The sequence below is a fragment of the Conexibacter woesei Iso977N genome, assembly GCF_000424625.1.
Taxonomy (GTDB): Bacteria; Actinomycetota; Thermoleophilia; order Solirubrobacterales; family Solirubrobacteraceae; genus Baekduia; species Baekduia woesei_A.
Genome location: NZ_AUKG01000003.1, coordinates 482,100 through 506,563 on the forward strand (window position 1 = coordinate 482,100; position 24,464 = coordinate 506,563).

At 73.1% G+C, this 24,464-nt stretch carries 24 protein-coding genes and 1 riboswitch; of the genes, 15 read left to right on the plus strand and 9 right to left on the minus strand.

The window, feature by feature from the left end; all coding sequences use genetic code 11:
• Window positions 1-5 precede the first annotated feature (5 nt).
• Window positions 6-722 carry a GntR family transcriptional regulator gene (locus H030_RS37820; protein ID WP_051223566.1) on the minus strand — a complete coding sequence of 239 codons (717 nt, stop codon included), beginning with the start codon at window positions 720-722 and terminating at the stop codon, window positions 6-8.
• Between the two features lie 83 nt (window positions 723-805).
• Here H030_RS37820 and H030_RS0123920 point away from each other — a divergent pair, with 83 nt between their 5' ends.
• The gene (locus tag H030_RS0123920) at window positions 806-2,182 is read left to right on the plus strand and encodes an FAD-binding oxidoreductase (protein ID WP_196809253.1); all 1,377 of its coding nucleotides are present in this window, start codon (window positions 806-808) and stop codon (window positions 2,180-2,182) included.
• 31 nt (window positions 2,183-2,213) lie between these two features.
• Entirely contained in the window at window positions 2,214-3,005 is a 792-nt protein-coding gene (locus H030_RS34735; protein WP_231398528.1) for a fumarylacetoacetate hydrolase family protein, read from the plus strand.
• A gap of 11 nt (window positions 3,006-3,016) precedes the next feature.
• Here the strand turns inward: H030_RS34735 and H030_RS34740 are convergent, their stop codons facing one another.
• Window positions 3,017-4,852: a glycoside hydrolase family 15 protein gene (locus H030_RS34740; RefSeq protein WP_081691099.1), complete on the minus strand. Its 1,836-nt coding sequence runs from the start codon at window positions 4,850-4,852 to the stop codon at window positions 3,017-3,019.
• Window positions 4,853-4,958: 106 nt separating this feature from the next.
• Here H030_RS34740 and H030_RS0123935 point away from each other — a divergent pair, with 106 nt between their 5' ends.
• Window positions 4,959-6,644 carry a hypothetical protein gene (locus H030_RS0123935; protein ID WP_155892244.1) on the plus strand — a complete coding sequence of 562 codons (1,686 nt, stop codon included), beginning with the start codon at window positions 4,959-4,961 and terminating at the stop codon, window positions 6,642-6,644.
• Window positions 6,645-6,743: 99 nt separating this feature from the next.
• Entirely contained in the window at window positions 6,744-6,995 is a 252-nt protein-coding gene (locus H030_RS34745; RefSeq protein WP_035129371.1) for a CBU_0592 family membrane protein, read from the plus strand.
• On the opposite strand, the gene H030_RS39365 is transcribed toward H030_RS34745, so the two are convergent.
• From H030_RS39365 to H030_RS0123955, 3 genes are all read right to left on the minus strand, one after another.
• Window positions 6,985-7,146: a hypothetical protein gene (locus tag H030_RS39365; protein ID WP_155892245.1), complete on the minus strand. Its 162-nt coding sequence runs from the start codon at window positions 7,144-7,146 to the stop codon at window positions 6,985-6,987. The two genes, H030_RS34745 and H030_RS39365, sit on opposite strands and share 11 nt — an antisense overlap.
• A gap of 64 nt (window positions 7,147-7,210) precedes the next feature.
• A complete protein-coding gene (locus H030_RS34750) occupies window positions 7,211-8,902 on the minus strand; it encodes a flavin monoamine oxidase family protein (protein WP_081691100.1) in 1,692 nt (563 codons plus the stop codon).
• 197 nt (window positions 8,903-9,099) lie between these two features.
• Window positions 9,100-10,272 (minus strand): helix-turn-helix domain-containing protein, encoded by a 1,173-nt coding sequence (locus H030_RS0123955; RefSeq protein ID WP_027007997.1) that lies wholly within the window; start codon window positions 10,270-10,272, stop codon window positions 9,100-9,102.
• A 248-nt stretch (window positions 10,273-10,520) separates the two neighbouring features.
• Here H030_RS0123955 and H030_RS0123965 point away from each other — a divergent pair, with 248 nt between their 5' ends.
• The 3 genes from H030_RS0123965 (at window position 10,521) to H030_RS0123975 (ending at window position 13,784) form a co-directional block, all read left to right on the plus strand.
• Window positions 10,521-11,876, plus strand: a complete 1,356-nt coding sequence (locus H030_RS0123965) for an FAD-binding protein (protein ID WP_081691101.1) — start codon at window positions 10,521-10,523, stop codon at window positions 11,874-11,876.
• Between the two features lies 1 nt (window position 11,877).
• Window positions 11,878-12,999, plus strand: a complete 1,122-nt coding sequence (locus H030_RS0123970; protein ID WP_027007999.1) for a dipeptidase — start codon at window positions 11,878-11,880, stop codon at window positions 12,997-12,999.
• Between the two features lie 113 nt (window positions 13,000-13,112).
• Window positions 13,113-13,784 carry a hypothetical protein gene (locus H030_RS0123975; protein ID WP_027008000.1) on the plus strand — a complete coding sequence of 224 codons (672 nt, stop codon included), beginning with the start codon at window positions 13,113-13,115 and terminating at the stop codon, window positions 13,782-13,784.
• Here the strand turns inward: H030_RS0123975 and H030_RS34755 are convergent.
• Window positions 13,771-15,231 (minus strand): MFS transporter, encoded by a 1,461-nt coding sequence (locus tag H030_RS34755; RefSeq protein WP_196809254.1) that lies wholly within the window; start codon window positions 15,229-15,231, stop codon window positions 13,771-13,773. The two genes, H030_RS0123975 and H030_RS34755, sit on opposite strands and share 14 nt — an antisense overlap.
• 68 nt (window positions 15,232-15,299) lie before the next feature.
• On the opposite strand from H030_RS34755, the gene H030_RS0123985 reads away from it, so the two are divergent.
• The 3 genes from H030_RS0123985 to H030_RS0123995 all read left to right on the plus strand — a co-directional run bounded on the left by H030_RS0123985 (window position 15,300) and on the right by H030_RS0123995 (window position 17,585).
• Window positions 15,300-15,719: a MarR family winged helix-turn-helix transcriptional regulator gene (locus tag H030_RS0123985; protein WP_027008001.1), complete on the plus strand. Its 420-nt coding sequence runs from the start codon at window positions 15,300-15,302 to the stop codon at window positions 15,717-15,719.
• 82 nt (window positions 15,720-15,801) lie between these two features.
• Window positions 15,802-15,918, plus strand: a riboswitch (SAM riboswitch).
• A gap of 117 nt (window positions 15,919-16,035) precedes the next feature.
• Window positions 16,036-17,307 carry an aminotransferase class V-fold PLP-dependent enzyme gene (locus H030_RS34760; RefSeq protein ID WP_419470654.1) on the plus strand — a complete coding sequence of 424 codons (1,272 nt, stop codon included), beginning with the start codon at window positions 16,036-16,038 and terminating at the stop codon, window positions 17,305-17,307.
• A gap of 32 nt (window positions 17,308-17,339) precedes the next feature.
• On the plus strand, window positions 17,340-17,585 hold the full coding sequence (locus H030_RS0123995) for a hypothetical protein (protein ID WP_027008002.1): 246 nt from the start codon (window positions 17,340-17,342) through the stop codon (window positions 17,583-17,585).
• Window positions 17,586-17,592: 7 nt separating this feature from the next.
• On the opposite strand, the gene H030_RS0124000 is transcribed toward H030_RS0123995, so the two are convergent.
• Window positions 17,593-18,048: an RrF2 family transcriptional regulator gene (locus H030_RS0124000; RefSeq protein ID WP_027008003.1), complete on the minus strand. Its 456-nt coding sequence runs from the start codon at window positions 18,046-18,048 to the stop codon at window positions 17,593-17,595.
• 100 nt (window positions 18,049-18,148) lie between these two features.
• On the opposite strand from H030_RS0124000, the gene H030_RS0124005 reads away from it, so the two are divergent.
• The 5 genes from H030_RS0124005 to H030_RS34765 are packed head-to-tail and all read left to right on the plus strand — an operon-like array spanning window position 18,149 to window position 22,473.
• On the plus strand, window positions 18,149-19,141 hold the full coding sequence (locus tag H030_RS0124005) for an ATP-binding cassette domain-containing protein (protein WP_027008004.1): 993 nt from the start codon (window positions 18,149-18,151) through the stop codon (window positions 19,139-19,141).
• Entirely contained in the window at window positions 19,141-19,827 is a 687-nt protein-coding gene (locus tag H030_RS0124010; protein WP_081691103.1) for a methionine ABC transporter permease, read from the plus strand. Before H030_RS0124005 ends, H030_RS0124010 begins: the two co-directional genes overlap by 1 nt.
• Window positions 19,828-19,859: 32 nt before the next feature.
• Window positions 19,860-20,720, plus strand: coding sequence for a MetQ/NlpA family ABC transporter substrate-binding protein (locus H030_RS0124015; RefSeq protein ID WP_027008006.1), 861 nt, complete (start codon window positions 19,860-19,862; stop codon window positions 20,718-20,720).
• Window positions 20,721-20,727: 7 nt separating this feature from the next.
• Window positions 20,728-21,213, plus strand: a complete 486-nt coding sequence (locus tag H030_RS0124020) for a flavin reductase family protein (RefSeq protein ID WP_035129377.1) — start codon at window positions 20,728-20,730, stop codon at window positions 21,211-21,213.
• Window positions 21,214-21,267: 54 nt separating this feature from the next.
• Window positions 21,268-22,473 carry a sulfite oxidase gene (locus tag H030_RS34765; RefSeq protein ID WP_035129379.1) on the plus strand — a complete coding sequence of 402 codons (1,206 nt, stop codon included), beginning with the start codon at window positions 21,268-21,270 and terminating at the stop codon, window positions 22,471-22,473.
• Here the strand turns inward: H030_RS34765 and H030_RS0124030 are convergent.
• Window positions 22,445-23,680, minus strand: coding sequence for an LLM class flavin-dependent oxidoreductase (locus tag H030_RS0124030; protein WP_027008008.1), 1,236 nt, complete (start codon window positions 23,678-23,680; stop codon window positions 22,445-22,447). The two genes, H030_RS34765 and H030_RS0124030, sit on opposite strands and share 29 nt — an antisense overlap.
• Window positions 23,677-24,444, minus strand: coding sequence for an LLM class flavin-dependent oxidoreductase (locus H030_RS34770; protein ID WP_051223570.1), 768 nt, complete (start codon window positions 24,442-24,444; stop codon window positions 23,677-23,679). The genes H030_RS0124030 and H030_RS34770 overlap by 4 nt, the downstream gene beginning before the upstream one ends.
• Window positions 24,445-24,464: the final 20 nt, after the last annotated feature.

Here is a 24,464-nt window from a genome sequence, read left to right on the forward strand (position 1 = left end):
CCGTGTCAGCCCAGGTCGGTGCTGAACATCGACGTCGTGACGTCGAACTGCTTGGCCAGGAGCGCGGTCGCCCTCCTGGCGTCGTGCTTGGCGATCGCGGCGACCAGCGGCCTGTGCGCGGCGACGATCCGGTCGAAGTTCTGCTCCGGGTCGCGCTCGGTCAGGCGGCGGTTGCCGATCGTGATGACCGTGTGGATCACGGGCGCGAGCGCGAGCCACGCCTGGGTCAGGAAGCGGCTGCCCGACAGCTCCAGCAGGCGCAGGTGGAACTCGATGTCGAGGTCGACGAGGCGTTGCGTCGAGGCGCCCTCCTCCTCGAAGGCGGCGAACGCCTCCTGGATCGGCGCGACGTCGGCCCTGCGCTCGCAGCCGCGGCGGATCGCCGCGGCCTCCAGCTCGAAGCGCACACCGGTCAGGTCCTCCAGGTCCTCGGGGCCGAAGCCGACGACGACCGTGCGCCCGTTGGGCTGGGTGCGGACGAGGCCCTCGCCCTCGAGCGCGTGCAGCGCGTTGCGGACCGGCCCGCGGCTGACCGACAGCTGCTCGGCCAGGCGCGCCTCGACGAGCGGGTCGCCCGCGCCGAGCTCGCCCTCGATGATCGCCTCGCGCAGGATCGACGTGACGCGGCCGGAGTAGACGCTGCGCTCGAGCTTGACGGCGTGCTGGCCGGGCGCCAGGACGGGGCTGCCGCCGGCACCGCGGCCGAGGTTGAGGCCCGTCATCGGGGTGGGTCCTGGCTGCTCACGGGAGGCGCCCAACATACCGCGGAACCCAGCGGCTTCGCCATTCCTGCTGCGGAGGCCTCGTGACCACTGCATCTACCTCACGCCTGCTCGCCGACCTGGAGGGCGCGGGCGAGCTGATCGCCGACCCGGACGTCCTGGCCTCCTACCGCGCCGACCAGGCGGCGCCGGGGCTGCTGGAGGCCGGGATGCCCGCGGTCGTCGTGCGCCCGCGGCGCACCGCCGAGGTCCAGGCCGCGGTGCGCGCGGCGGCGCGGCACGGCGTCCCGATCGTCCCGCGCGGCGCGGGCAGCGGGCTGGCCGGGGGCGCGAACGCGATCGACGGCTGCGTGGTGCTGTCGACCGAGTTGATGACCGGGATCGTCGGCCTCGATGCCGCGTCGCTGACCGCGACGGTCCAGCCGGGGCTCGTCAACGCGCACCTCGGGGATGCGGCCAAGCAGCACGGGCTCTGGTACGCCCCCGACCCGGCGAGCTACGCGTTCTCGACGATCGGCGGCAACGTCGCGACCAACGCGGGCGGGCTGTGCTGCGTCAAGCACGGCGTCACCCGCGACGCGCTGCTCGGGCTGGAGCTGGTGCTCGCCGACGGCCGCGCGGTCCGGGTCGGCCGGCGCACGCGCAAGGGCGTGGCGGGCTACGACCTGGTGTCCTTGGTCTGCGGCTCGGAGGGGACGCTGGCGATCGTGACCGAGGCGACGGTCCGGCTGCTGCCGGCGCCGCCGCCGGGCGCGACGCTGGCCGCGAGCTTCGCCGGGCTCGGCGACGCCGGGCGCGCGATCGCGCGGATCGTCCGGAGCACCACCCCGGCGATGCTGGAGCTGATGGACCGCACGACGATCGCGGCGGTCGAGGCGATGGCGCCGCAGGGGCTGGACCAGGACGTCGAGGTGCTCGTCTTCGCGCGCTCGGACCTGCCCGGCGCGGCCGCGCTGGAGGAGGTCGAGCGGATGGCGAGCTGGTGCGAGTCCGAGGGCGCGACGCTCGCGGTCGTGACCGACGAGGAGGCCGAGGGGCGGATGCTGACCGCCGCGCGGCGGCTGGCCTACAGCGCGCTGGAGCGCCAGGGCGCGACGCTGCTGGACGACGTCTGCGTTCCGCTCGGCGCGATCCCGGCGCTGCTCGAGGGGATCGAGGCGATCGCCGCGCGCCACGACGTCCTGATCGGCACGTTCGGCCACGCGGGCGACGGCAACATGCACCCGACGGTCGTCTACGACCGCGGCGACCCGGACGCCGTCGCGCGGGCGCGCGCCGCGTTCGCGGCGATCGTCGCGCTGGCGCTGGAGCTGGGCGGCACGATCGCCGGCGAGCACGGCATCGGGCTGTTGAAGCACGGGCTGCTCGGCGACGAGCTCGGCGCAGCCCACGACCTGCACCGGCAGATCAAGCACGCGCTCGATCCGGCCGGCCTCCTCAACCCGGGCAAAGGGATCTGACATGCGTGTGGGAACGGCTGTGGTGGACGGGGTGGAGCGAGCGGTCGCCGAGCGCGACGGCGCGCTGTGGCCGCTGGGCGACGGCGCGCCGCTGGCGGCGCTGATCGCGGCGGGCGCGCCGCTCGACGCGCTGGTGGGCGATGCGCCGCTCGGCGCGGGCGCGCGGCTGACCGTGCCGCTGCGGCCGGGCAAGATCGTCGCGATCGGGTTGAACTACATGGACCACATCCGCGAGGCGGGGATGGCGGTCCCGGCGGGGCCGCTGGTCTTCACGAAGTTCACGACGAGCCTGATCGGCGACGGGGAGGCGATCCGGATCGACCGCGCGGTGACCGCGCGCGTCGACTGGGAGGTCGAGCTGGCCGTCGTCGTCGGCCGGCGCATGACGCGCGTCGCGGCGCAGGACGCGTTGTCCTACATCTTCGGCTACACGGTCGCCAACGACGTCTCGGCGCGCGACGTGCAGTTCTCCGACGGCCAGTGGGTCCGGGGCAAGAGCCTCGACACGTTCTGCCCGCTCGGTCCGGTGATCGTCACGGCCGACGAGGTAGCGGACCCGCAGGCGCTCGCCTTGCGCACGCGCGTGAACGGTGAGGTCATGCAGGACTCGACGACCGCCGAGATGGTCTTCGGCGTCGCCGACCTGCTCTCGTTCTGCTCGCACAGCTTCACGCTCGAGCCCGGCGACGTCCTGCTGACCGGGACGCCGTGGGGCTGCGGCGAGTTCATGGACCCGGTCCGCTCGCTCGCCGACGGCGACGTCGTCGAGACCGAGGTCGAGCGGATCGGCGCGCTGCGCAACCCGGTCGCCGAGCTGCGCTGACGCGCGCGGGGCTACTCCCGCAAGGCCGGCGTGGCCGCGGCGACGGCCGGCGGGTGCCCGTCGCCGGCGGTCGTCGTCCGGGCCTCGGCGTCGGAGATCGCGCGGGCCGCGACGATCAGCGTGAGGTGGCTGAAGGCCTGGGGGAAGTTGCCGACCTGGCGGCCGCGGGCGACGTCGTACTCCTCGGCCAGCAGGCCGAGGTCGTTGGCCAGCCCGGCGAGGCGCTCGAACAGCGCGCGCGCCTCGGCGACCCGGTCGTTGTGCGCCAGCGCGGCGGCCAGCCAGAACGAGCAGGCCAGGAACTGGCCCTCGTCGCCGTCGAGGCCGTCGTCGGTCTGCGCGGTCGAGTAGCGCGAGACGAACCCGTCGCGGCCCAGCTCGTCGCGCACCGCGTCGATCGTCGCGGTCACGCGCGGGTCGTCGCCGGGCAGGAAGCCGACGAGCGGGATGTTGAGGATGCTGGCGTCGAGCGCTCGCGATCCGTAGTACTGGGTGAACGTACGGCGGTCAGGATCCCAGCCCTTGTCGCAGACCTCCTGGTGGATCTCGTCGCGCGTCGCGCGCCAGCGCTCCAGCGGCGCCTCGAGCCCGAAGCGCTCGGCGAGGCTCACGGCGCGGTCGAAGACGACCCAGGCCATGACCTTGGAGTACGTGTAGTGACGGCGCGGGCCGCGGCTCTCCCAGATCCCGTCGTCGGGCTGCTGCCAGACGCCGGCGACGTGCTCGACGATCGCGCACCAGCGCGGCCACAGGTCGCGCTCGATCTCCCCGGTGAGGTCGATGCCGATGGCCGCGACCGCGAACGCCTCGCCGAAGACGTCGAGCTGGAACTGCTCGGAGGCCGCGTTCCCGATCCGCACCGGCTGCGAGCCCTCGTAGCCGGGCAGCTCGGGCAGCTCGAACTCGGTCAGGCGCCGCTCGCCGCGGATCCCGTACATGATCTGGATCTTGGCCGGGTCGCCGGTCCCGACGCGCAGCAGGAAGTCGCGGAAGCCCGCGGCCTCGTCGGTGTAGCCGGCGTCCAGCAACGCCTCGAGGACGAGCACCGAGTCGCGCAGCCAGCAGTAGCGGTAGTCCCAGTTGCGGCTGCCGCCGAGGTCTTCGGGCAGCGAGGTCGTGGGCGCCGCGACCAGCGCACCGGTGGCCTCCAAGGTCATGGCCTTGAGGACGACGAGCGAGCGCAGCACCTCGTCGCGGTAGGCGCCCTCGTAGGTGCAGCGACCGGTCCACGCGCGCCACCAGGCGATCGTGCGCGCCAGCGCGGAGTCGGCGTCCTCGATCACCGGCGCCCGCTCGTAGGAGCGGTGCCAGGTGAGGACCGCGCGATGGCGCTCCTGCGCCGAGACGACCAGCTCGGCGTGCGCGCCGCCGACGTCGAGCTCGAGCGGCAGCGTGGTGCTCAGGCGGAAGCCGTCGGGGCCGGCGAGCGCGGTGAGGCCGTCGGGCGCCGCCTCGACCCACGGGACGATCGTGGCGTAGTCGGGCCGCAGCGCGAAGTCCATCCGCACGGGCACCTCGCCGCGCAGGCCCTCGACGATCCGCATCAGCTGCGACGCCAGCGCGCCGTCGCCGCGCGGGGGCAGGAAGTCGGTGATGCGGATCGCGCCGTCGGCGGTCTCCATGTCGGTCTCCAGGACCAGCGTGCCCTCGACGTAGCGGCGCGTGGTCGTGTGGACGTCGCCGACCGGCGCGATGCGCCAGGTGCCGTGCGAGGCGTCGCCGAGCAGCGCCGCGAAGCACGAGGCCGAGTCGAAGTGGGGCAGGCACAGCCAGTCGACCGACCCGTCGCGGCCGACGAGGGCGGCGGTCTGGCAGTCGCCCAGCACGGCGTAGTCTTCGATGCGCATGGCGCGACGGTAGGTGCGCCGGCAACGACGCGCATCCCCCGGAGCGGGTGACGACAGGGGACGCGGCGCGTTGACGGTTCGGCCCGGCGCCGGTACGTTCGCGGGCGTGCGCCGGCTCTCCGTTGTGGTCCTCGCCGTCGGCGCGCTGCTCGTCGCTGCCGCTCCGGCCGGCGCGTTCGTGATCCAGGACGTCAGCGGGCCGCAGTCGGCGACGAACGGCATCGCGCTCGGGCCGGACGGGAACTTCTGGGTCGCCGAGGAGTTCGCGGGCTCGGTCGTGCGGATCGCGCCGAGCGGCGCGGTCGTCCAGCGCTACGTGGTCGGCGACCAACCCCATGCGGTTGCGACCGGACCGGGCGACCGCGTCTGGGTCGCGGTCAACGGCGCCGCCAAGCTGGTCTGGTTCGACGCGAGGTCGGCGGCCCCGACGGCGCACCCGGTCACGCTCCCCGCGGGCTGCGCGCCGGACGGGCTGGCGGCGGCGAACGGGCGGATGTACTTCGGCTGCGGGTCGGGCAGGAGGGTCGGCTACGTGGCCGACGACGGGACCGGCGCGGTGACCACGGCGGCGGTCGGCGGCACCGTGTTCGACCTCGAGGCCGTCGGCGGCAAGCTCTACGCGCCCGACTACGACGGCGACGTCGTGCGGCGGCTGTCCAAGGACCTGGCCGTGGAGTCCACGATCGCCACGGCCACCCCCGGCGCGGGACCGGACGGCATCGCCTCCGACGGCGCCGGGAACCTCTGGGTGACCGAGAACATCGTGGGCAGGCTCGCCCGGTTCCCGGCCGCGCAGTCCGGCGGCGTGGCGGCCGAGATCACGCCCACGGGCGGGGCGTTCTCGGACCCGATCGGGATCGTCGCGGGCGCCGACGGCCGCATCTACGTCGCGGCGAAGGGCAGCCACGGCGTCGTGCGGCTCAACGCCGACGGCACGAACGCCAGGTTCTACGGCGTCGCGGACAACGGCGAGCCCTTCGACATCGTCAAGGGCCCCGACGACGACCTCTGGTTCACCGACAACAACAGGTCGCGGATCGCGCGCCTGGTCGACGGCGCGCCGCGCACGACGACCGGGACCGCCGCGGCCACCGGGACGGCGACGGCCGCCGTCGGCGCCGTCGCCGACCCGCGCGGCAACGAGACCACGGTCGTCTTCGACTACGGCCCGAGCACCGCCTACGGGCAGACCTCGGCGCCGGTCACCGTGCCCGCCGGCATCGGGCCCGTGCCGGTCGCGACCGCGCTCGCGGGCCTGGCCGCGGGGACGACCTACCACGTGCGGGCGCGCGCGATCAACGGCGAGGGCGGGACGGCCGGCGCCGACGCGACCTTCACCACCGCGCTGCTGCCCGCTCCGGCGCCGCCCGGGCCGATCGTCGCGAGGCCCGCGCCGAGGGCGCCGAGGATCGCGCGCGTGACCGCCAGGACGACGTTCCACGTCCGCACGAGCGCCAGGACGCACCGGACGGTCGTGACCAGCGTCGTCATCAGCGGCCTGAGGGGGACCGAGAGGGCGACGCTGACCTGCACGGGGAGGCGCTGTCCGTTCAGGACCGCCAAGCACTTCACGCTCACGAGGAAGACGCTCAGGAAGGGCGCGCGCAGCTTCGGCCGCGACGTCTTCAGGAACCGCAACCTGGCGGGCACGACGACGATCTCCGTCCAGGTCACGGCGCCGGGCGCGATCGGGACCTCGACGGTGCTCCAGATCCGCCCGCACAAGCGGTTCAGGATCGTGAGTCGCTGCGTCCAGCCGGGCGCCAGGAAGACCAGCGTCTGCCCGGCCTGAACGGCGCTATGCTGGAGGTGAGAGACCACGAGTGGTGGTCTTCCGGACGAGAGCGCGCGCTGTACCCGGCCTGACGACGGCGCGCATCGGAGGTTGGTCATGGACCAGATCGTCCAGGTGCTCGGATCGCTCTTGATCCTCGTCGCGTTCGTCGCCGCCCAACGCGGCAGGCTGTCGGCGTCCTCGCCCGTCTACCTCGCGCTGAACTTCACCGGTTCGCTCGTGCTCGCGGTGCTCGCCGCGCAGGAGCGCCAGGCGGGGTTCCTGCTGCTGGAGGGCTGCTGGGCGATCGTGTCGGCCGCGGGGCTGCTGCGCGCCGCCCGCGGCCGGCCGGCACGCGTCAGCGCCTGACCCTGAAGGCCTTGGTCTTCGCGGCGCCCCGCACGCCGGCCCTGGTCCTGGCGGTCGCGACGAGGCGGTAGGAGCCGGGCTTCAAGGCCTTGCGGTTGAGCTTGCCGTTCCACCTGGCCGTGTTCCTGCCCGCCCTGTCGGCGTTGTCCACCAACGTGGCATCGCTCCGCGAGCGCCCGCGCCGCCGGTCTCAGGCGAGGCTTGGCCGGCGCTGCCTAGCTGCCGCTGTAGGGCAGGTTCGCGATGTTGGCGGGCACCGGCACGCCGGCCTTGTTCATGATCTCGATCGCCGCCCGCTGGCCGCTCTCGACGCCGCCGTTGAGATACGCGCGGCTGTAGGTGGAGGTGTGCTCCCCGGCGAAGTGGATCGCGCCCTCGGCGCGGTAGTTGAAGCCCTCGTTGGCCGTGTACTGGCCGATGCCGTACGCGGAGTACGAGCCACGCACCCACGGGTCGTTGACCCACGCGTCGATCCACGCCTCGCCCGTGAAGTGCGCCCCGGTGCCCGGGACCGTCGCGTCGAGGTGGGACACCGCGTTGGCGACGAACGCGCCCGAGGCGCCGGCGTGCGCCGGCCGGCCCGCCCACGCCGGCGCGCCCTGGCCTCCGTAGAACATGGTGGTGATGCTTCCGTTGCCCGGCTGCCGCCGGGTGCTGTCCCACGTGTGGCGGGCGGCGCCGTAGTCGAGGCTGAAGCCCGTCCACTGGCCGAGGGCGTACGTGTGGGCCTGCGGCCGGTCGTCGTAGCGCAGCAGCAGCTTGCCGTTGGTCCCCATGCTGAGCTGCTGGATCACGCTCATGCGGTGCGGGCTGAGCCCCGCGCAGGACAGGTCGACGTCGCGCAGGGTCGAGTACGGCAGCGCCAGGACGACGCGGTCGGCGAGGACCGTCGCGCCGATGCCGCCGAAGCGCAGCTCGTAGCGGCCGTCGTTGCGGCGGCTGAGCCGCTGCAGCGGGGCGTTCATGTGCAGCGCGCCCCTGGGCAGGGCGGCGGCCGCGAGCGTCGGCACCTGGTCGTTGCCGCCGCGGATGTGGTACCGCTCGTCGGCGTCGTCGGGCCCGAGCAGGTCCATCCAGTTGATCGCGGAGGAGCCGCTCATCGGCAGCCCGATGCCCGAGCCGGCGATGCGCTCGAGCAGCTTGCCGAACGGGCTGCCGGTCGTTCCCGGAAGGCGCTGGTCGAGCCAGTCGGTCATCGACAGCTGGTCGAGCTGCCTGGCCGCGGGCGTCGCGGTCCCGTAGCTGTAGGCGGTCGGGTCGATCGCCCCGTTGCTGACGGCGCCGATGGCGCGCGCCTGCTTGATGATCGCCCTGGTGAGCCGGTCGAAGTCCGGGTCCCACGCGTCCTCGGGGTACCACGTGCCGCCGATGTAGGCCGGCCAGCCGGGCGGGTTGCCCTGGGCGTCGAAGAAGTCCTCGAGGGTGAGCCCGAGCTCCTGGGCGAGCTTGATCAGATGCACGTGCCGCGTGTCGACGAACTCGCCGCCGTGCTCGGCCGTCTGCCCGCCGCTGAACCCGCGCGCGGTGAAGCAGCGACCGCCGACGCGGTCGCTCGCCTCGTACAGGTTCACGGGGATGCCGACCTGCGCCAGGCGGTAGGCCGCGGTGACGCCGGCCAGGCCCGCGCCGACCACCACGACGTTGGGCCGGTTGCCGGCGGCACGGGCCGCCGTGGTGCCACGCGTCATCTGCGCCGCGAGCAGCGACGCGCCGAGCGCGCCCCCGGTGCGCAGCAGCTGGCGGCGCGACAGGCCCCCGGCGCGCTCGTCGCCCGCGCCGTGCGGCGCTGCGGTCCCGGCGGTCTCGGGCTCTGCGGCGGCGCGCCTGGCGGTGCCCTCGGGGTCCAACTCCTCGCGGGCCGCGGCGCGGACGGCGGGCGGCAGGGCCTTGCCCAAACCAACGCTCATGCGTGTCTCTCCTGCTGTGTGACGACGTGGTCCTCCATCGTCGCCATGTCCCAGGCCTTCGCGCTTGGGACTTTCGTCGAACACCGCCGACCGCCTTGCCGAACTTCGGCACGGTCGTTCGTCTTGCCTGCGGATGGGGTGGGAGCCTCATCACAATGCGATGCGGAACGGTCCGGGACCGCCCATGAGCGGGCCGCTCAGCGCATGGCCGCGTCGCCGGCGGCGAGCGCGTGGAGGCGCAGGGCCAGCGCGAGCTCGTCGCGCCGCTCGGCGATCGGGACGCCCAGGACACGCTCTTCGATCCGGCGCAGGCGATAGCCGACGGTGCGGTCGTTGACGCCGAGCCGCGCCGCCGCGGCCAGCGCGTTCTGGCCGGCGGCGAAGTAGGTCGACAGCGTCGTGCGCAGCACCGCCGTGCGCGGGTCGTCATCCGCGAGCGGGCCCAGCCAGTGCGCGACGAAGTCGGTCGCCGCCGTCGGGTCTGCCGTGGCCAGCGCCACGAGCGCGACGTCGCGGTAGCAGGTGAGCGAGCCGAGCGGCCGGCGCACGCCGACGCGGTAGGCGCCGTGCGCCTGGCGATGCGTGACGCGGAAGCCCTCGGGTCCCTCGGCCGGCTCGCCGACGGCGCACGAGGTCCCGGCCGGCAGCACGAGCGACGGCTCGCACGGCCCGGCCGGCACGGCCAGCCACGCGCGTGCGCAGTCGCCGTCGGCGACGAGCAGGCACTCGCGCGCGCCGAGGTCGGCGGCCAGCGTCTGGATCGCCAGGCCGGGCGCGGCGCCCCAGGCGATCGCGCCCACGTGCCGCGCGCGGAGGTCGTAGCCGAGGTCGGCGGTGTCGACCGGTAGGCCCTCGAGCAGCTCGCCGATCAGCAGCTCCTTGCGGCGGTCGCGATCCTCGACCAACGCGTTGCGCGCGTGTGCGTGGGCCGCGCGCAGCAGCGGCAGCGCGCTACCGGCATGCGCGAACAGGAAGCGCGACGCGGTCTTCATGAGGTCGGCACGCGCCGCGCCGGTGAGCTCGCTCGCGCTGATCTCCTCGACGCACGCCTCCCACAGCGCGGCGTGCGCGAGCCGGCGGGTCGCCAGCAGGTCTTCGACCGGGACACGGGCCCGCGCCGCCGTCTCGGCCTCGCGGCGCGCTTCGGCCGAGAGCTCGGCCAGCGGCGCCCGTCCACGCCCGAGCTCGCGGACGGCGCCGGCGACGTGATCGCAGACGCCGCGCGCGAGCGCGTGTTCGAGGCCGGCGTCGCGCCTGTCCCAGAGCGTGGGCAGCTCGCGCCGCGTCAGCGCGTCGACCTGCGCGCAGATCTCGTCCAAGCGAGCCTCCAGCTCGCTGGACAACGCCGCCAGGTGCTGCTGGTTGGTCACTCGATCGGCAGCGCGCGCATGGCAGACACCGAGTCTGGTCGGGGCTGCCCTGCTGTGGCAAGCGGCGAGGTGTCGCCGACCGGCGCGCGGGAGCCGACACTCTGTCCAGTCCCGCCGCCCGAGGGGCGAGTCACAGGACGTTCCTCGTCCAGCCCGGCTCGACGGCGCCGTGGCGGCGTAGGACCCGCCCGGACGTCTAGGCACTCCCTTGCGCAGCAACGCTGATCGACCTATCGTCGCTCACCGTGATGCCCTCCACCACCTCAACCGTGCTCGAAGACTGGGGGAGGATGGTCGCGTTCACGCCCGACGTCGTCCTGCGCCCCACGTCGATCGACGAGCTGAAGACGATGCTGGCCGACGCGCACGCCGCGGGCAGGCGCGTCCGGGTGCCGGGCAGCCTGCACTCGTGCGCCGAGATCGTGGTGACCGACGCGCTGCTCGACACGTCCGGGCTCCCGAAGGAGATCGTGATGGACGCCGACCGCGGCGGGTTCGTCGCGACCGCGAACGTCAGGCTCCACGACCTCCTCGCCGAGCTGGGCACCCACGGCAAGTCGCTGACAGCCACCGGCGGCACCGACGCGCAGACGCTCGCGGGCCTGATCTCCACCGGGACCGCGCCCGCGAGCTCGCGCAACTCGCTCTACGAGAAGCTCGAGTGGGTCGAGCTGGTGACGATCGAGGCCGGCAGCGGCGCGGCGGTCGAGCGCCGGATCGCGCGCGGCGACGCCGACTGGCCCGCGGTCGTCTGCTCGCTCGGCGTGCTCGGCGTCCTGACCCGCGTGCGCTTCGCGGTCGTCGACGAGCTCTACTTCGACGTCGTCCAGGAGAAGGTCCTGATGGACGACGTCCTCATCGACCTCGACGCGACCAGCAGGAGGTACGACTTCTGGCGCGTCAACTGGATGCCCAAGAGCCGGTACGCGCTGCTGTGGGCGGCGACCGCGGTGCCGCGCGGCGAGTCCAGGGACGACGGCGACTACGTGCCCGACCAGTCCGAGCAGATCCTCGAGTTCGTCGAGAAGGTCCTCGACGAGATCGCCGACGTCGGGCCGCTGCTGGACCTGCCGCTGGAGCTCCTCTACAGGGGCATGGAGTTCGCCTACGACCCCGACAACCGCACCGGCCCGCTGCGCAACATGCTGCCGGTCGACCGCCGCGCGCCGACGCACGTCGCGATGGCCGAGTGGAGCTTCCGCCCGCGTGACATCGACCGCGTCCGCGGCGCCTGCGAGGCCTACTTCGACGCCCACGGCTGGCCGAACATCCCGACCGAGATCGAGCTGACCCAGGTCGACGGCAGCTGGATGTCGGCGTGGGGCTGGGACGACGAGGCCTACATCGTGAAGTTCAACTTCATGTACTTGACCGACGTGTGCAAGCAGCCGGGCGACAAGGAGAAGATCTTCACCCACCTCAAGGGCCTCTGGGACCACCTCAGGGACGACGCGAGGGTCGAGTTCCGCGCGCACTGGGGCAAGCTCAACTTCATCGACCCCGACTGGGTGGAGACGCACAGCCACATCGAGGAGTTCCGCCCGTTCGTCTGCCCGGTGTTGTTGAACGACTACATCGAGGCGCGGATCGGACCGGCGGCATGACATGACCCTCCTGATCGACATCCACGCCCACCCGGCGATGAACGCGTTCCTCTGGGACCGCGACCTGCGCAGGCACGTCATGGGCGGCGACATGTTCAACCCGCTCGCGAGCCTCAGCGACTTCGAGATGCTGAGTCGTGGGGGTGTCGACGTGCTCTGGTCCGCGCTGCACGTTCCGGAGAGGGAGTTCATCGACAACCCGCCGATCCACCTCGCCGCCCACCTCACCAGGGGCGGCAGGATGCTGCTGGAGAGGAACGCGTGGGAGTGCCTGCTCGTGCAGATGGGCCAGATGGAGCAGCAGGTCGAGCGCTCCTCGGAGCACTTCCGCCACGTCCGCTCCAACGCCGAGCTGGACGCCGCGCTCGCCGACGGCCGCACCGCGATCGTCCACACCGTCGAAGGCGGCCACCACCTGTCGGCGGGCCTCGAGCCCGGCGACGAGGCCGGCCGCCTCGCGCGCGTCGACCTGCTCGCCGACCGCGGCGTCGCGTCGATCACGCTCGCGCACCTGTTCCCCAACGACCTCGCGGGCCACGTCGACGCGATCCCGAAGGAGGAGCACAGGATCCTGTTCTGGAAGGTCGACCCGCAGGTCGACCTCACGCGCGGGCTGACCGAGCTGGGCAGGGCCGTCCTGGAGCGGATGATCGAGCGCAGGATCCTGCCCGACGTCGCCCACTGCACGATCCCGGCGCGCCAGCAGGTCTACGCGCAGGTCGCCAACCGGATCCCGATCGTCGCCTCCCACATCGGCGTCGCGACGCTCAACGCCGAGCCCTACAACTTGACCGAGGAGGACGTCACGGCGATCGCCGCCAGCCGCGGGATCGCCGGCGTCATCTTCATGCCCTACTGGCTGGAGTCCTCGCACCCCAAGGACGGCCTCGACGCGATCTGGCGCACGATGGTCCAGCTCAACGACTGGGCGGGCGGGACCTGGGAGCACGTCGCGGTCGGGACCGACTTCGACGGCTTCACCGATCCGCCTGACGACTGCTCGGACGAGAGCCAGCTCCCGAAGCTCCGGACCCACCTCGAGCAGCAGGGCCTCACCGGCGACGCGCTCGACAGGGTCCTCGGCGCCAACGCCCGCCGCGTGCTCACCGACGGCTGGCGTTAGGCGCCCGCGGGCATCGGCGCGACCGCAACCGGCATCGCCGCGCGCTCCCACCCGGCGTACCGTCGGTGTCCGGCCGGTCCAGGCACCGACACCTACACGTAGGGGAGATCATCATGGAGCAGCACTCAGCGGGCGCCCTGCTGGACGCCACCGCGCAGGCCGCGCGCAACGCCGACGGCGAGGGCCGCCAGGAGGTCTTGGACTTCCTGGTCACCGAGGAGCAGCTCGGCGTGACGTTCGTGAGCGCCGCGATCGAGCGCGCGGGAGGGACGCCGTCGGAGGCGTTCCTGCCGGTCCTGCGCAACGCGGTCACGACCGAGTACCACCACGTCGAGGCGCTCAAGGACGCGGGCGGCAGGGCGTTGACCACCAGGTACTGGTTCCCGGACGCCGCGTTCGGCGACGGCGGGATCGGCCTGTTCGAGACGCTCGAGGTCGTCGAGACGATCGAGATCTCGCTCTACCTGCTCGGCGTCAGCGCGTTCGCGCGCGGCGGCGAGGCGTTCGGCGCGCGCCTGTGCGCCGAGGCGATGGGCACCGAGGCCGTGCACCGCGCGCTCGTCCGCTTCGCGCAGTCGCAGATCGGCGGCCAGCCGATCGTGCCCAACGACGTCGGCTTCGAGAACTTCGACTGGCGCTCGGTCCCGGTGGTCCGCGCCGCGCTCGAGGACCTCGGCATCGGCTACGGCGTCGAGAGCAACCAGCCCGGCAGGTTCTACGACTACCCCGGCGACCCGCTGGCCTCCGGCCTCGGCACGCCGGTCAGCCACATCAGCCCGGCGTAGACGCCGCGCCCGCGCCGACCGCGACGCGGCCGGCCTCCGGCGTGCGCACCAGCACGGCCGCCGCCACCCAGGCGGCGGCCGCGCAGCCGACCGCGACCCAGAGCGCGAGGTGGTAGCCGCCCAGCAGCGCGTCCGGCGTGCTCGCGCCGCGCGCCAGCAGCGACCGCGTGCGGTCGTCGGAGAGCGAGCCGAGCGCCGCGATCCCGATCGCGGCGCTGATCTGCAGCGACGTGTTCGTCAGTCCGGAGGCGACGCCCGCGTCGGCGGCCGGCACGCGCGCCATCGCGATCACCAGCAGCGGCATCAGCGACAGCCCCGCGCCGAGGCCGGTCAGCAGGAACGACAGCACGAGCACCGGCACGTAGGCGGTGTGCTCGCCCGCGGTCGCCAGCAGCGCGAGGCCCGCGGCGATCAGCGGCAACCCGGACAACAACGTCGCCCGCGGGCCGAAGCGCGCCACGAGCCTCGCCGTCGGGCCGAGCGACAACACCATCATCATCAGGGTCTGGGGCAGGAACGCGATGCCGGTCGTCAGCACGCTGTAGCCGCGCAGCTTCTCGATGTACAACACGCCGATCAGGAACGTCGAGAACAGCCCGACGATCAGCAGCCCGCGGACGACGCTCGTCGCCGCCAGCCCCGGGATCCGGAAGACCCGCAGCGGCATGATCGGGTTGGCGATCCGGCTCTCCAGCGCGACGAACGCCACGCCCATCGCCAGCCCGAGCGCGCCGAAGCCCAGAGTGTGCGGCGATCCCCAGCCGTCGGTGCTCGCGGTGACGATCGCGTAGACGACGACCAGCATCGCGCCGGTGATCAGGACCGAGCCGAGCCAGTCGAGGTCGCGCCCGATCCCGGGCCCGGGGTTCTCGACCAGCCACAGCCGCCCGAGCACCAGCGTGACGACGCCGATCGGCAGGTTGACGTAGAAGATCCAGTGCCAGTCGAGCACGGTCGTGATCACGCCGCCGAGGATCAGCCCGAGCGACCCGCCGCCGGCGATCACCAGCGTGTAGACCGACATCGCCCGCGCGCGCTCGCGCGGGTCCGGGAACTCGGAGGCGATGATCGCCACGATCACCGAGACCGCGGCCGCGCCGCCGAGGCCCTGCGCGAAGCGCGCCACGACGAGCGTCGCCTGGTCGGAGGCCAGCCCGCACGCGGCGGACGCGAGCGTGAACAGCGTGACGCCGACGAGGAACATCCTGCGCCGCCCGACGAGGTCGCCGAGCCGCCCGCACAGCAGCAGGAACGAGCCGAAGGTGATCAGGTAGCCGTTCAGGACCCACGTCAGCGTCGACTGGCTGAAGTGCAGGTCATGCTGGATGTCGGGGAGTGCGACGTTGACGATCGTGGAGTCCAGGATCGACATCAGCTGCGCCATGCAGACGACGGTGAGGGCGACCCAGCGCGCGCTGGGGAGCTGGGCGCGGTCGGTGACTGTCATGGAGATCATCCTTGCACAAGGATGATCAGCAGTCCAATGGAGATCACGGGATGGCCTACGATCCGGGCATGGCCGTGAAGCACCGCGAGGGAACGCTGATGCTCCTCTCCCGCCTGTCCAAGCAGGCGATGCGCGCCACCCCCGAGGCCGACATGGGGATGTCGATCCGGCACTTCATGGCCCTGCACTCGATCCCCGGCGAGATGCCCCAGCGCCAGCTGGCCGACGTCATGTGCATCGACGCCAACAACACGGTGATCCTGCTCAACGAGCTGGAGGCCCTGGGCTGGGTCGTGCGCGAGCGCGACCCGCAGGACCGGCGCCGCCACGTCGTCCGGATCACCGACGCCGGCCGCGCCGCCTACGACCGCGCGCTGGGCGCCCGCGACGGCATCGAGGACGACGTCCTCGGCCCGCTGAGCGAAGCCGAGCGCCGGCAGCTGCACGACCTCCTCGCCCGCGCGTTGGGCGAGCCCGAAGCGTCCTAACGAGCGCCGGCGCGCCAGGCGCGTCGAACGAGCGTCCATCGAATCTCCACCACATCGCTGGGAATCCGCTATGGTGGGTGACGGTCAAGAGCGCCAGCGTCAAGCCCCGGCTCGCTGGCCGGCAACCCTCGTTCGCGGTGGGGTGCCCCGGGTGAAGACCAGGCCCGCGTGCCACGTGGCACGCCAGCAAGCGCGGACCCAGCCGGGTCCCGGACGACCCCACATGGAGGACCCGATGGCTCTGATCGACGTTGTGCCCGTGGCCGCTCGCCGCACCGCCGCCGCCACCCCGACCGCGACCGACCCGCTGCTGCCCGTGCTGGGCGACGGCCTGCACGTCCCGCTCGCCGACGGCACCACGACCCGCAGCGTGAACCTCGACTACGCGGCGACCGCGCCCGCGCTGACCGCCGTCGCCGAGCGCGTCGCGCAGGTGCTCCCCTACGCGGGCAGCGTCCACCGCGGCGCGGGCGTCCCGTCGCGCGTGGCCAGCACGCTCTACGAGGAGGCGCGCGCGAGCGTCGGCCGCCGGCTCGGCGCGCGCCCGACCGACCACATCATCTTCACGCGCAACACGACCGACGCCATCAACCTGCTCGCCGCCTGCATCCCCGCGGGCGCGGGCGACGTCGTCACGCTCGACGTCGAGCACCACGCCAACCTCCTGCCCTGGCGCCGCGGCGCGGCCGGGCACCGGACCGTCCCGAACGCGCCGACGATCGAGGAGACGCTGCGCCGCCTCGACCGCGCGCTCGCCGAGCAGCCGACCGCGCTGCTGGCGATCACCGGCGCGTCGAACGTCACCGGCGAGGTGCTCCCGCTCGCGCGCCTGACCGCGCTGGCCCGCCGTCACGGCGCGCGCACGTTCGTCGACGCCGCGCAGCTCGCGCCGCACCGCGCGATCGCGATCGAGGCCGACGGGATCGACTACCTCGCGCTCTCCGGCCACAAGGCCTACGCGCCCTACGGCGCCGGCGTGCTGGCCGGCCGCGCCGACTGGCTCGACGCCGCCGAGCCCTACCTCGCGGGCGGCGGCGCGGTCCTCGACGTCACGATCGACGACGTTGCGTGGGCCGACGGCCCGCGCCGCCACGAGGCCGGCACGCCGAACCTCGCGGGTGCCGTCGCGCTGGCGACCGCGCTGGAGCTGCTCGCGCCGACCGACCGCGAGGGCCACGAGGACGCGCTGCGCGCCGCGCTGACCGACGGCCTGGAGCGGATCGACGGCGTCGAGACCCTCAACATCTGGGACGACGCCGGCGCCGCGATCGGGACCGTCGCGTTCACGGTCGCGGGCTACGACCCCGGGCTCGTCAGCGCCTACCTCTCGGCCGAGCACGGCATCAGCGTCCGCGCTGGGCGCTTCTGCGCGCACCCGCTGCTGGCGCGCCTCGGCCTGCCCGGCGGCGCGCTGCGCGCGAGCTTCGGCGCGGGCTCCCGCCTCGCCGACGCGCACGCGCTCGTCGCGGCGATCGAGCAGCTCGTCGCCGCGGGACCGACCGAGTCCTACATCTCGACCGCCGAGGGCTGGGCGCCGGCCACTGCCGAACCGGCGGAAAGCCTTCTTAGCCGATTGGGTTTGTGGTAATTTTGCTGCATGCCATCCGACGAGGTGCCGGCGTGTTGCCGGTCACGATCCTCGACCCGCGGGAACCCGCGGGGCGCGAGGCCTTCATCGACGAGCTGATCCCGCACGCGCGCAGGGTCGACGTCCGGCTGACGCTGGACGACGGCACGCCCGCGGAGGCCTGCCTCGAGCCTGACGACCTGGTCTGGCTCGGGCTCCGGCGCGGCGACATCGTGGGCGTCCGGCTCCTGCCGGTCCTGCCCGAGTGCAACGCCCCGGCGTTGCTGCTCAGCGTCTGAACCGCGCCTAGCGGCGGAAGCGCGCGTCGTCCTTCGCTGCGAGCGAGGCGACGCGCCTGGGCAGCTGCTGGTCGGCGAGGTGCTGGAGCGTCACGGTCTCCAGCACCGAGCGGACGTTCGCGCGCAGGGCGATCCAGACGTCCTGCAGCGCCTCGGTCGACTCCATGTACTTGAGGTTCTCGGGCGCCTCGCCGCGCACGTCGGCGAGCGGGCCCTCCATCGCGCGCATGATGTCGGCGACCGAGATCTGCGAGGCGGGGCGGGCCAGGCGGTGGCCGCCGTCGCGGCCGCGCGTCGCGGTCACGAGGTTCGCGATCCGCATGTCGTTGAAGATCTTCTTGAGGAAGTAGACCGGGATCTCCTGCGCGGTCGCGACCGCCTCCGCGCTCAGCGGGGCATCGCCCGCGAGGGCGAGCTCGACGGCGGCACGGACCGCGTAGTCGGCCTTGGCGGAGATGCGCACCCGCGCATTCTCGCCGATCGCCCGGCGTCGTGTCGCCGTTGGCGCAAAGAAGGTAAAGAAGATCAAGTTGACCTTGATTTGCTACCGTGCCGCGCTCGCCGTGATCGACGTCTCCGACCTGACCAAGACCTTCACCCGCTCCGGGACCGAGCGGACCGTCCTCGACGGCGTCTCGTTGCACGTCGGCGCGGGGCAGATCGCGGGCGTCATCGGCCCGTCGGGCGCGGGCAAGTCGACGCTCGCGCGCTGCATCAACCTGCTGGAGCGCCCGACCGCCGGGACCGTCACGGTCGACGGCACCGACCTGACCGCCCTGCGGGAGCGCAGGCTGCAGCAGGCGCGGCGCCGGATCGGGACGATCTTCCAGGCCGCGTCGCTGCTGAGCTCGCGCACGGTGACCGGCAACGTCGCGCTGCCGCTGGAGCTGGCGGGCGGGGTGTCGCGCGCGCAGCGCCGCGCCCGCGTCGCCGAGCTGGTCGAGCGCGTCGGGCTGACCGACCACGCCGACGCGCACCCGGCACAGCTGTCGGGCGGCCAGCGCCAGCGCGTCGGGATCGCGCGGGCGCTGGCGCTCAACCCGGCGGTGCTGCTCTCCGACGAGGCGACGTCCGGGCTGGACCCCGACACGACGCGCACGATCCTGGCGCTGCTGCGCGAGCTGCGCGACGACCTCGGGCTGACGATCCTCCTGATCACCCACGAGATGGACGTCGTGCGCGACATCTGCGACCACGTCACGCTGCTGCGCGACGGGCGCGTCGCGGAGTCCGGGACGGTCAGCGCGCTGGTCTCGGACCCCGACTCCGTCCTCGGCCGCGCGCTGGTCCCGGACCGCCCGCACCTCGACGCCGCCCACGGGCAGGTCGCCTGGCGCGTCGACTACGTCCAGCGCGGCGCCGACCCCGCGTGGCTCGCCGCGCTCGGCGTCCCGTTCGTCCTGCTCGGCGGCGCGGTCGAGGCCGTCGAGGGCGCCGCCGCCGGGCACGTCGTGCTCGCCGTGGACGAAGGAGTCGACTTGCACGCCTTGGTCGCGCCGCACGGCCTGCGGGCCACGCCGGTCACCGCCGTCGTCGCCGCGGAGGCGGTCGCGTGATGCGCGCCGCCGCGATCCTCGCCACCGACACCGCCTGGGGCGACATGTGGCCGCTGCTCTGGCCCGCGCTCAAGGACACGCTCAACATGGTGTTGATCTCGACCGCGTTCGTCGCGGCGCTCGGGATCCCGCTCGGCGTCGCGCTGCACGTCACGGCGTCCGGCGGGCTGCGCCCGGTCCGGCCGGTCAGCGCGGTGCTGAGCGTCGTCGTCGGGATCGGCCGCTCGGTCCCGTTCATCGTGCTGCTGGCGGCGATCATCCCGTTCACGCGGCTGGTCGTCGGGACGTCGCTGGGCACCAGCGCGGTGATCGTCCCGCTGGTCGTCGCGCTGGTCCCGTTCTACGCGCGCGTCGTCGAGACGACGCTGCGCGAGGTCCCGCGCGAGCTGATCGAGATGGCGCGCGCGGCCGGCGCGTCGCGCACCCAGACCGTGGCGAAGGTCCTGCTCCCCGAGGCGCTCCCCGGCCTCGTCGCGGGGTTGACCATCACCTTGGTCGCGATCGTCGGCTTCTCCGCCATGGGCGGCGCGGTCGGCGGCGGCGGCCTCGGCGAGCTGGCGATCGACTACGGCTACAACCGCTTCGACGGCAACGTGATGCTCGCGACCGTCGTGCTCCTGGTCGTGGTCGTCCAGCTCTTCCAACTCGCCGGCGACCTACTGTCCCGCCGCCTCTCCCATCGTTGAACACCCACCCCGAACCAGGAGCCCCTCTCCCCATGAAGCACCATCGGTCCAAGATCATCATGTTGCTCGCCGCGCTGGCGGCGTCCGTCGCCCTCGCGGCGTGCGGCAGCAGCAGCGACGACAAGAGCTCGTCCTCGTCGGACTCGGCGAGCACGTCGCTCGGCAAGACGCTGAAGGTCGGCGCCTCGCCGGTCCCGCACGCCGAGATCCTCGACTACGTCGCCAAGAACCTGGCGCCCAGGGCCGGGATCAAGCTCGACGTCATCACCTACGACGACTACATCCAGCCCAACGTCGCGCTGCAGGAGGGCAAGCTGGACGTCAACTACTTCCAGCACGTGCCGTACCTGGAGCAGCAGCAGAGGGACAACCCGTCCTACAAGGACCTCGTCGCGCTCAAGCCCGTCCACCTGGAGCCGCTCGGCATCTACTCCAAGAAGGTCAGGGACGTCAATGCGGTCAAGAACGGCGGGACGGTCACGCTGTCCAACGACCCGGCCAACGAGGCGCGCGGGCTCAGGCTGCTCCAGCAGGCGGGCCTGATCAGGCTCAAGGACGGCGCCGGCCTGGACGCGACGCCCAACGACGTGGCCGACAACCCCAGGAACCTAAAGTTCAAGACGATCGCGCCGGCCAACCTGCCGCGCACGCTCGACGACGCCGACCTGGCGATCATCAACGGCAACTACGCGATCGAGGCCAAGCTGACGCCGGCCAAGGACGCGCTCGTGCTGGAGAAGGCGGAGGGCAACCCCTACGGGAACCTGCTCGTCGCCAAGCAGGACAGGGTGAACGACCCGCGGATCCAGAAGCTCGAGCAGCTCCTGCACTCGCCCGAGGTCAAGAGGTTCATCAACGACAAGTACCAGGGCTCGGTCATCCCGAGCTTCTAGGAAGGCCATGGGCACCGAGGCCACCGGCGTCGAGGCGCACGCGCTGCGCGCGGCGATGGGCAACTTCGCGACCGGCGTCGCGGTGGTGACCGCCGCCGACGCCGGTGGCCGCCCGTTCGGGACGACGGCCAACGCGATCAGCTCGCTGTCGCTGCGGCCGCCGCTCGTGCTCGCCTGCCTGCGGCGCGAGTCCGAGACGCTGGCGGCGATCCGCTCCGGCGAGCGGTTCGCCATCAACCTGCTCGGCGGGGGCCAGCGCGCGCTCGCCGAGCGGTTCGCGCGGGCAGCGTCGGCGGAGACCTGGGACGGCGTCGGCCACCGCCTGGCCGACGGCGTCCCGGTCCTCGACGCCACGCTGGCGACGGTCGAGTGCACGCTGCACACGCTCTCCGACGGCGGCGACCACGAGATCGTCGTCGGCCGAGTCGTCGGCGTCGAGCACGTCGAGGACCACACCGACCCCCTGCTCTTCTACCGCGGCGCGTTTGCCTGAGTGGCAGGACACCGCGGCTTGTTTCTTCACTGAATCCATGGGTAATGTCCACTCATGGAACGCCGCCTCACCCGCCGCCAGACGCTGAAGCTCGCCGCAGCGGGCAGCGTGCCGCTGCTGACCGGGCTGCGGCTGCCGCCGGCCGCGCGCGCCGCCGGGCCGGTGCCGGGGATCGTCAAGGACCTCCCGGCGGACCTGCTGATCCCGCGCGGCACGAACGCCGAGATGGTCTGGACCGCGATGTCCGGTCAGGGCTACCTGACGCCCTACGACCGCTTCTTCGTCCGCAACCACACGCGCACGCCGATCGTGAACCCGGCGACGTGGCGGCTGGAGCTGTTCGGGACCGGCCTGCGCGGGCAGCCCAGGCGCGGGGCCGGGGTCAAGTTGTCGTTGAAGGACCTGGAGCGGCTGGAACGCGTCACCGCGACCGTCGCGGTCGAGTGCGCGGGCAATGGGCGCTCGTACTTCGCCACCCAGCAGGGGACGCCGGCGCCCGGAACGGCGTGGACGCTGGGTGGCATCGGGGTCGCCGAGTGGAAGGGCGTGCTGTTGCGCGACGTGCTGGAGCTGGCCGGCGTGCGCGGCGACGCGGTCGACGTCATGCCCGAGGGCCTGGACGATCCGGTCCCGGCCGCCGACGGCAGCTCGCTCGGCAACGTGCGCCGGCCGTTCCCCATCAAGAAGGCGTTGGACGATGTGTTGATCGCCCTGGAGATGAACGGCAAGACGCTGCCGTTCGACCACGGCTTCCCGGCGCGCATCGTCGTGCCGGGTTGGGTCGGCGTGGCGAACATCAAGTGGGTGGGGTCGATCCGCGTGGCCAACGGCCACCTCTCCTCGCCGTGGAACACCACCCAGTACAGGATGGTCGGGCCGACGTACCCGGCCGACGCGCCGCCGCTGACGACGCGCCCGCTCAAGAGCGCCTTCGAGCTCACGCCCGGCGCGCCGTTCAAGGTCGGCCAGCCGGTCGTGCTGACCGGCCGCGCGTGGTCGGGCGAGGCGCGGCCGCGCTCGGTCCGGGTCTCGACCGACGGCGGCAGGACGTGGCAGGGCGCGAAGACCTACGGCGCCAACGGCGACGGCGCGTGGCTGCGCTGGGAGCTGCCGTGGACGCCGACGACCGCGGGCACCGTGGCGCTGGCCGCGCAGGCGACCGACCGGCTCGGCCACCAGCAGCCCGACGTCGTGCCGTTCAACCGCGACGGCTACCTCTTCGACGGGATCGTCAGGCTGCCGGTGCGCGTCGCGGCGTGAGCCCGAGGTGGTCGCGGAGGGTCGCGCCCTCCTCGTACTCGGTGCGCAGGACGCCGCGCTCCTGCAGCAACGGGACGACCTGGTCGGCGAACTCGTCGAGGCCGCCGGGGGTGATGTGGGGGACGAGGATGAAGCCGTCGCAGGCGTTCTGCTGGACGTGGTCGTCGATCGCGTCGGCGACGGTCTGCGCTGAGCCGACGAAGGCGTGGCGGGCGCGGGTGCGGACCATCACGTCGCGCAACGTCAAGTTGTCGTCGTCGGCGAGCGTGCGCAGCCGGGCGACGGTCTCGTGGCGCCTGCCGGCGAACGCGCGGGCCGGGATCGAGCCGGGCGCGATCGTGATCTCGCCCTCGATCGGGTCGACGTCGGGCAGCGGGCCCTCGGGGTCGTACTCGGAGAGGTCGCGGTTCCAGAGCTGCTCGGCGAACACGCGCGCGGTGCCGGCGGAGACCTGCTGGTAGCGGACGTGCTCGGCGCGCTCGGCCGCGTCGGCGTCGGTGTCGCCGAGGACGAACGTCGCGCCGGGCAACACCAGGAGCTCGCTCGGCGAACGGCCGTAGCGGGCGAGGCGCCCCTTGACGTCGTCGTAGAACCGCTGCCCGTCCGGGATCGACGCGTGGCGGGTGAAGATCGCATCGGCGTGCTGCGCGGCGAACTCGCGCCCGCTGTCGCTGTCGCCGGCCTGCAGGATCAGCGGCCGCCCCTGCGGCAGCGCGTTGCGCGCCCAGTAGGCGTCGGCGTAGTCCAAGACCTCGGTCGCCCGCGCGTAGCGATCCTCGTAGGGCAGGTAGGCGCCGCGGCGGAAGTTCGCGCCCGACACCGCGTCGGTCGACGTCACGAGGTTCCAGGCCGCGCGCCCGCCGGAGATGTGGTCGAGCGTCGCGAGCTGGCGCGCCACCTCGTAGGGCTCGTGGTAGGTCGTCGTCAGCGTCGCGGCCAGGCCGAGGTGCTCGGTCACCGCCGACAACGCGGCGAGGATCGTCATCGCGTCCGGACGGCCGGCCACGTCGAGGTCGTGCAGATGCCCGGCGTGCTCGCGCAGGCTCAGGCCCTCGGCGAGGAAGAAGAGGTCGAACCGCGCGCGCTCGGCGGTCCGGGCCAGCGCCGCGAACGACGCGAAGTCGATGTGCGAGCCCGCGGCCGGGTCGCTCCACACGGTGGTGTTGTTGACGCCGGGGAAGTGCGCGGCGAGGCGGACCTGCTTCATGCGCGCGCCACCTCCTCCAGGCCGAGGCGGGCACGGAGCGTCTCGCCGTCGCGCGGCGGCGTGCGGGCCAGCGCTGCGAGGCCGGCCTCCGTCACGTGGTGGAGCAGCAGCCCGTCGAACCCGTCGGCGTCGTGCGACCCCTCGCCGTGGTCGACCTCCAGCAGCCGCACCGGCGCGGGCGTCGCGTCGGCCGGATCGCGGACGAGCAGGACGTCGGCGACGTCCGCCAGCGCCGGGTCGCGCACGACGACGGGCGGCCGGCCCTGCGGCGGGCGCGGCGTGATCGACGGGCCGCGGATGTCGAGGTACTTGCCTTTGTAGGCAAGGTGGTGGACTCGGTCGCGGTCGAAGAAGCGATCGGTGGAACGGTCGCGGATCTCGGCGTCGGCGTCCCACGTCGTCCACAGCCCGCGAACCACATCAACATACTCGCGCGCGTCGCCGAGCACGTCCTCCGGAACGTCCCACGTGACGAGCGCGTCGGCGTCGGCGCGGTCGACCGTCTCCGCCAGCCACCCGGCGCGCCCGCGCGAGACGAAGTCGATCGTCGCCACCGCGGTGGACACGTGGAACGGCTCGGTCGTCGTGGTCGGCGCCGCGACGACGATCCCGATCGACGCCGTCAGCGCGGCGGCGCGCGCGCCCACCAGCAGCGGGTCCAGCGGTGCCTGCTCCAGGACCACCAGGTCGAGGCCCGCGGCCTCGGCCGCCGGGATCAGCGCGGGGTCGGTCAGCGACGCGGCGAGGAGGAGAGAATCGGACATTGCCTACCGACATGCTAGGA

Excerpts from the sequence above, each read along its gene's own strand:
- H030_RS37820 (WP_051223566.1), bottom strand. The coding sequence starts at position 722 with ATGACGGGCCTCAACCTCGGCCGCGGTGCCGGCGGCAGCCCCGTCCTG.
- H030_RS34740 (WP_081691099.1), bottom strand. The coding sequence starts at position 4,852 with ATGCGCATCGAAGACTACGCCGTGCTGGGCGACTGCCAGACCGCCGCC.
- H030_RS34745 (WP_035129371.1), top strand. The coding sequence starts at position 6,744 with ATGGACCAGATCGTCCAGGTGCTCGGATCGCTCTTGATCCTCGTCGCG.
- H030_RS34750 (WP_081691100.1), bottom strand. The coding sequence starts at position 8,902 with ATGAGCGTTGGTTTGGGCAAGGCCCTGCCGCCCGCCGTCCGCGCCGCG.
- H030_RS0123965 (WP_081691101.1), top strand. The coding sequence starts at position 10,521 with ATGCCCTCCACCACCTCAACCGTGCTCGAAGACTGGGGGAGGATGGTC.
- H030_RS0123970 (WP_027007999.1), top strand. The coding sequence starts at position 11,878 with ATGACCCTCCTGATCGACATCCACGCCCACCCGGCGATGAACGCGTTC.
- H030_RS0123975 (WP_027008000.1), top strand. The coding sequence starts at position 13,113 with ATGGAGCAGCACTCAGCGGGCGCCCTGCTGGACGCCACCGCGCAGGCC.
- H030_RS34755 (WP_196809254.1), bottom strand. The coding sequence starts at position 15,231 with ATGACAGTCACCGACCGCGCCCAGCTCCCCAGCGCGCGCTGGGTCGCC.
- H030_RS0123985 (WP_027008001.1), top strand. The coding sequence starts at position 15,300 with ATGGCCGTGAAGCACCGCGAGGGAACGCTGATGCTCCTCTCCCGCCTG.
- H030_RS0124010 (WP_081691103.1), top strand. The coding sequence starts at position 19,141 with ATGCGCGCCGCCGCGATCCTCGCCACCGACACCGCCTGGGGCGACATG.
- H030_RS0124015 (WP_027008006.1), top strand. The coding sequence starts at position 19,860 with ATGAAGCACCATCGGTCCAAGATCATCATGTTGCTCGCCGCGCTGGCG.
- H030_RS0124020 (WP_035129377.1), top strand. The coding sequence starts at position 20,728 with ATGGGCACCGAGGCCACCGGCGTCGAGGCGCACGCGCTGCGCGCGGCG.
- H030_RS34765 (WP_035129379.1), top strand. The coding sequence starts at position 21,268 with ATGGAACGCCGCCTCACCCGCCGCCAGACGCTGAAGCTCGCCGCAGCG.
- H030_RS0124030 (WP_027008008.1), bottom strand. The coding sequence starts at position 23,680 with ATGAAGCAGGTCCGCCTCGCCGCGCACTTCCCCGGCGTCAACAACACC.
- H030_RS34770 (WP_051223570.1), bottom strand. The coding sequence starts at position 24,444 with ATGTCCGATTCTCTCCTCCTCGCCGCGTCGCTGACCGACCCCGCGCTG.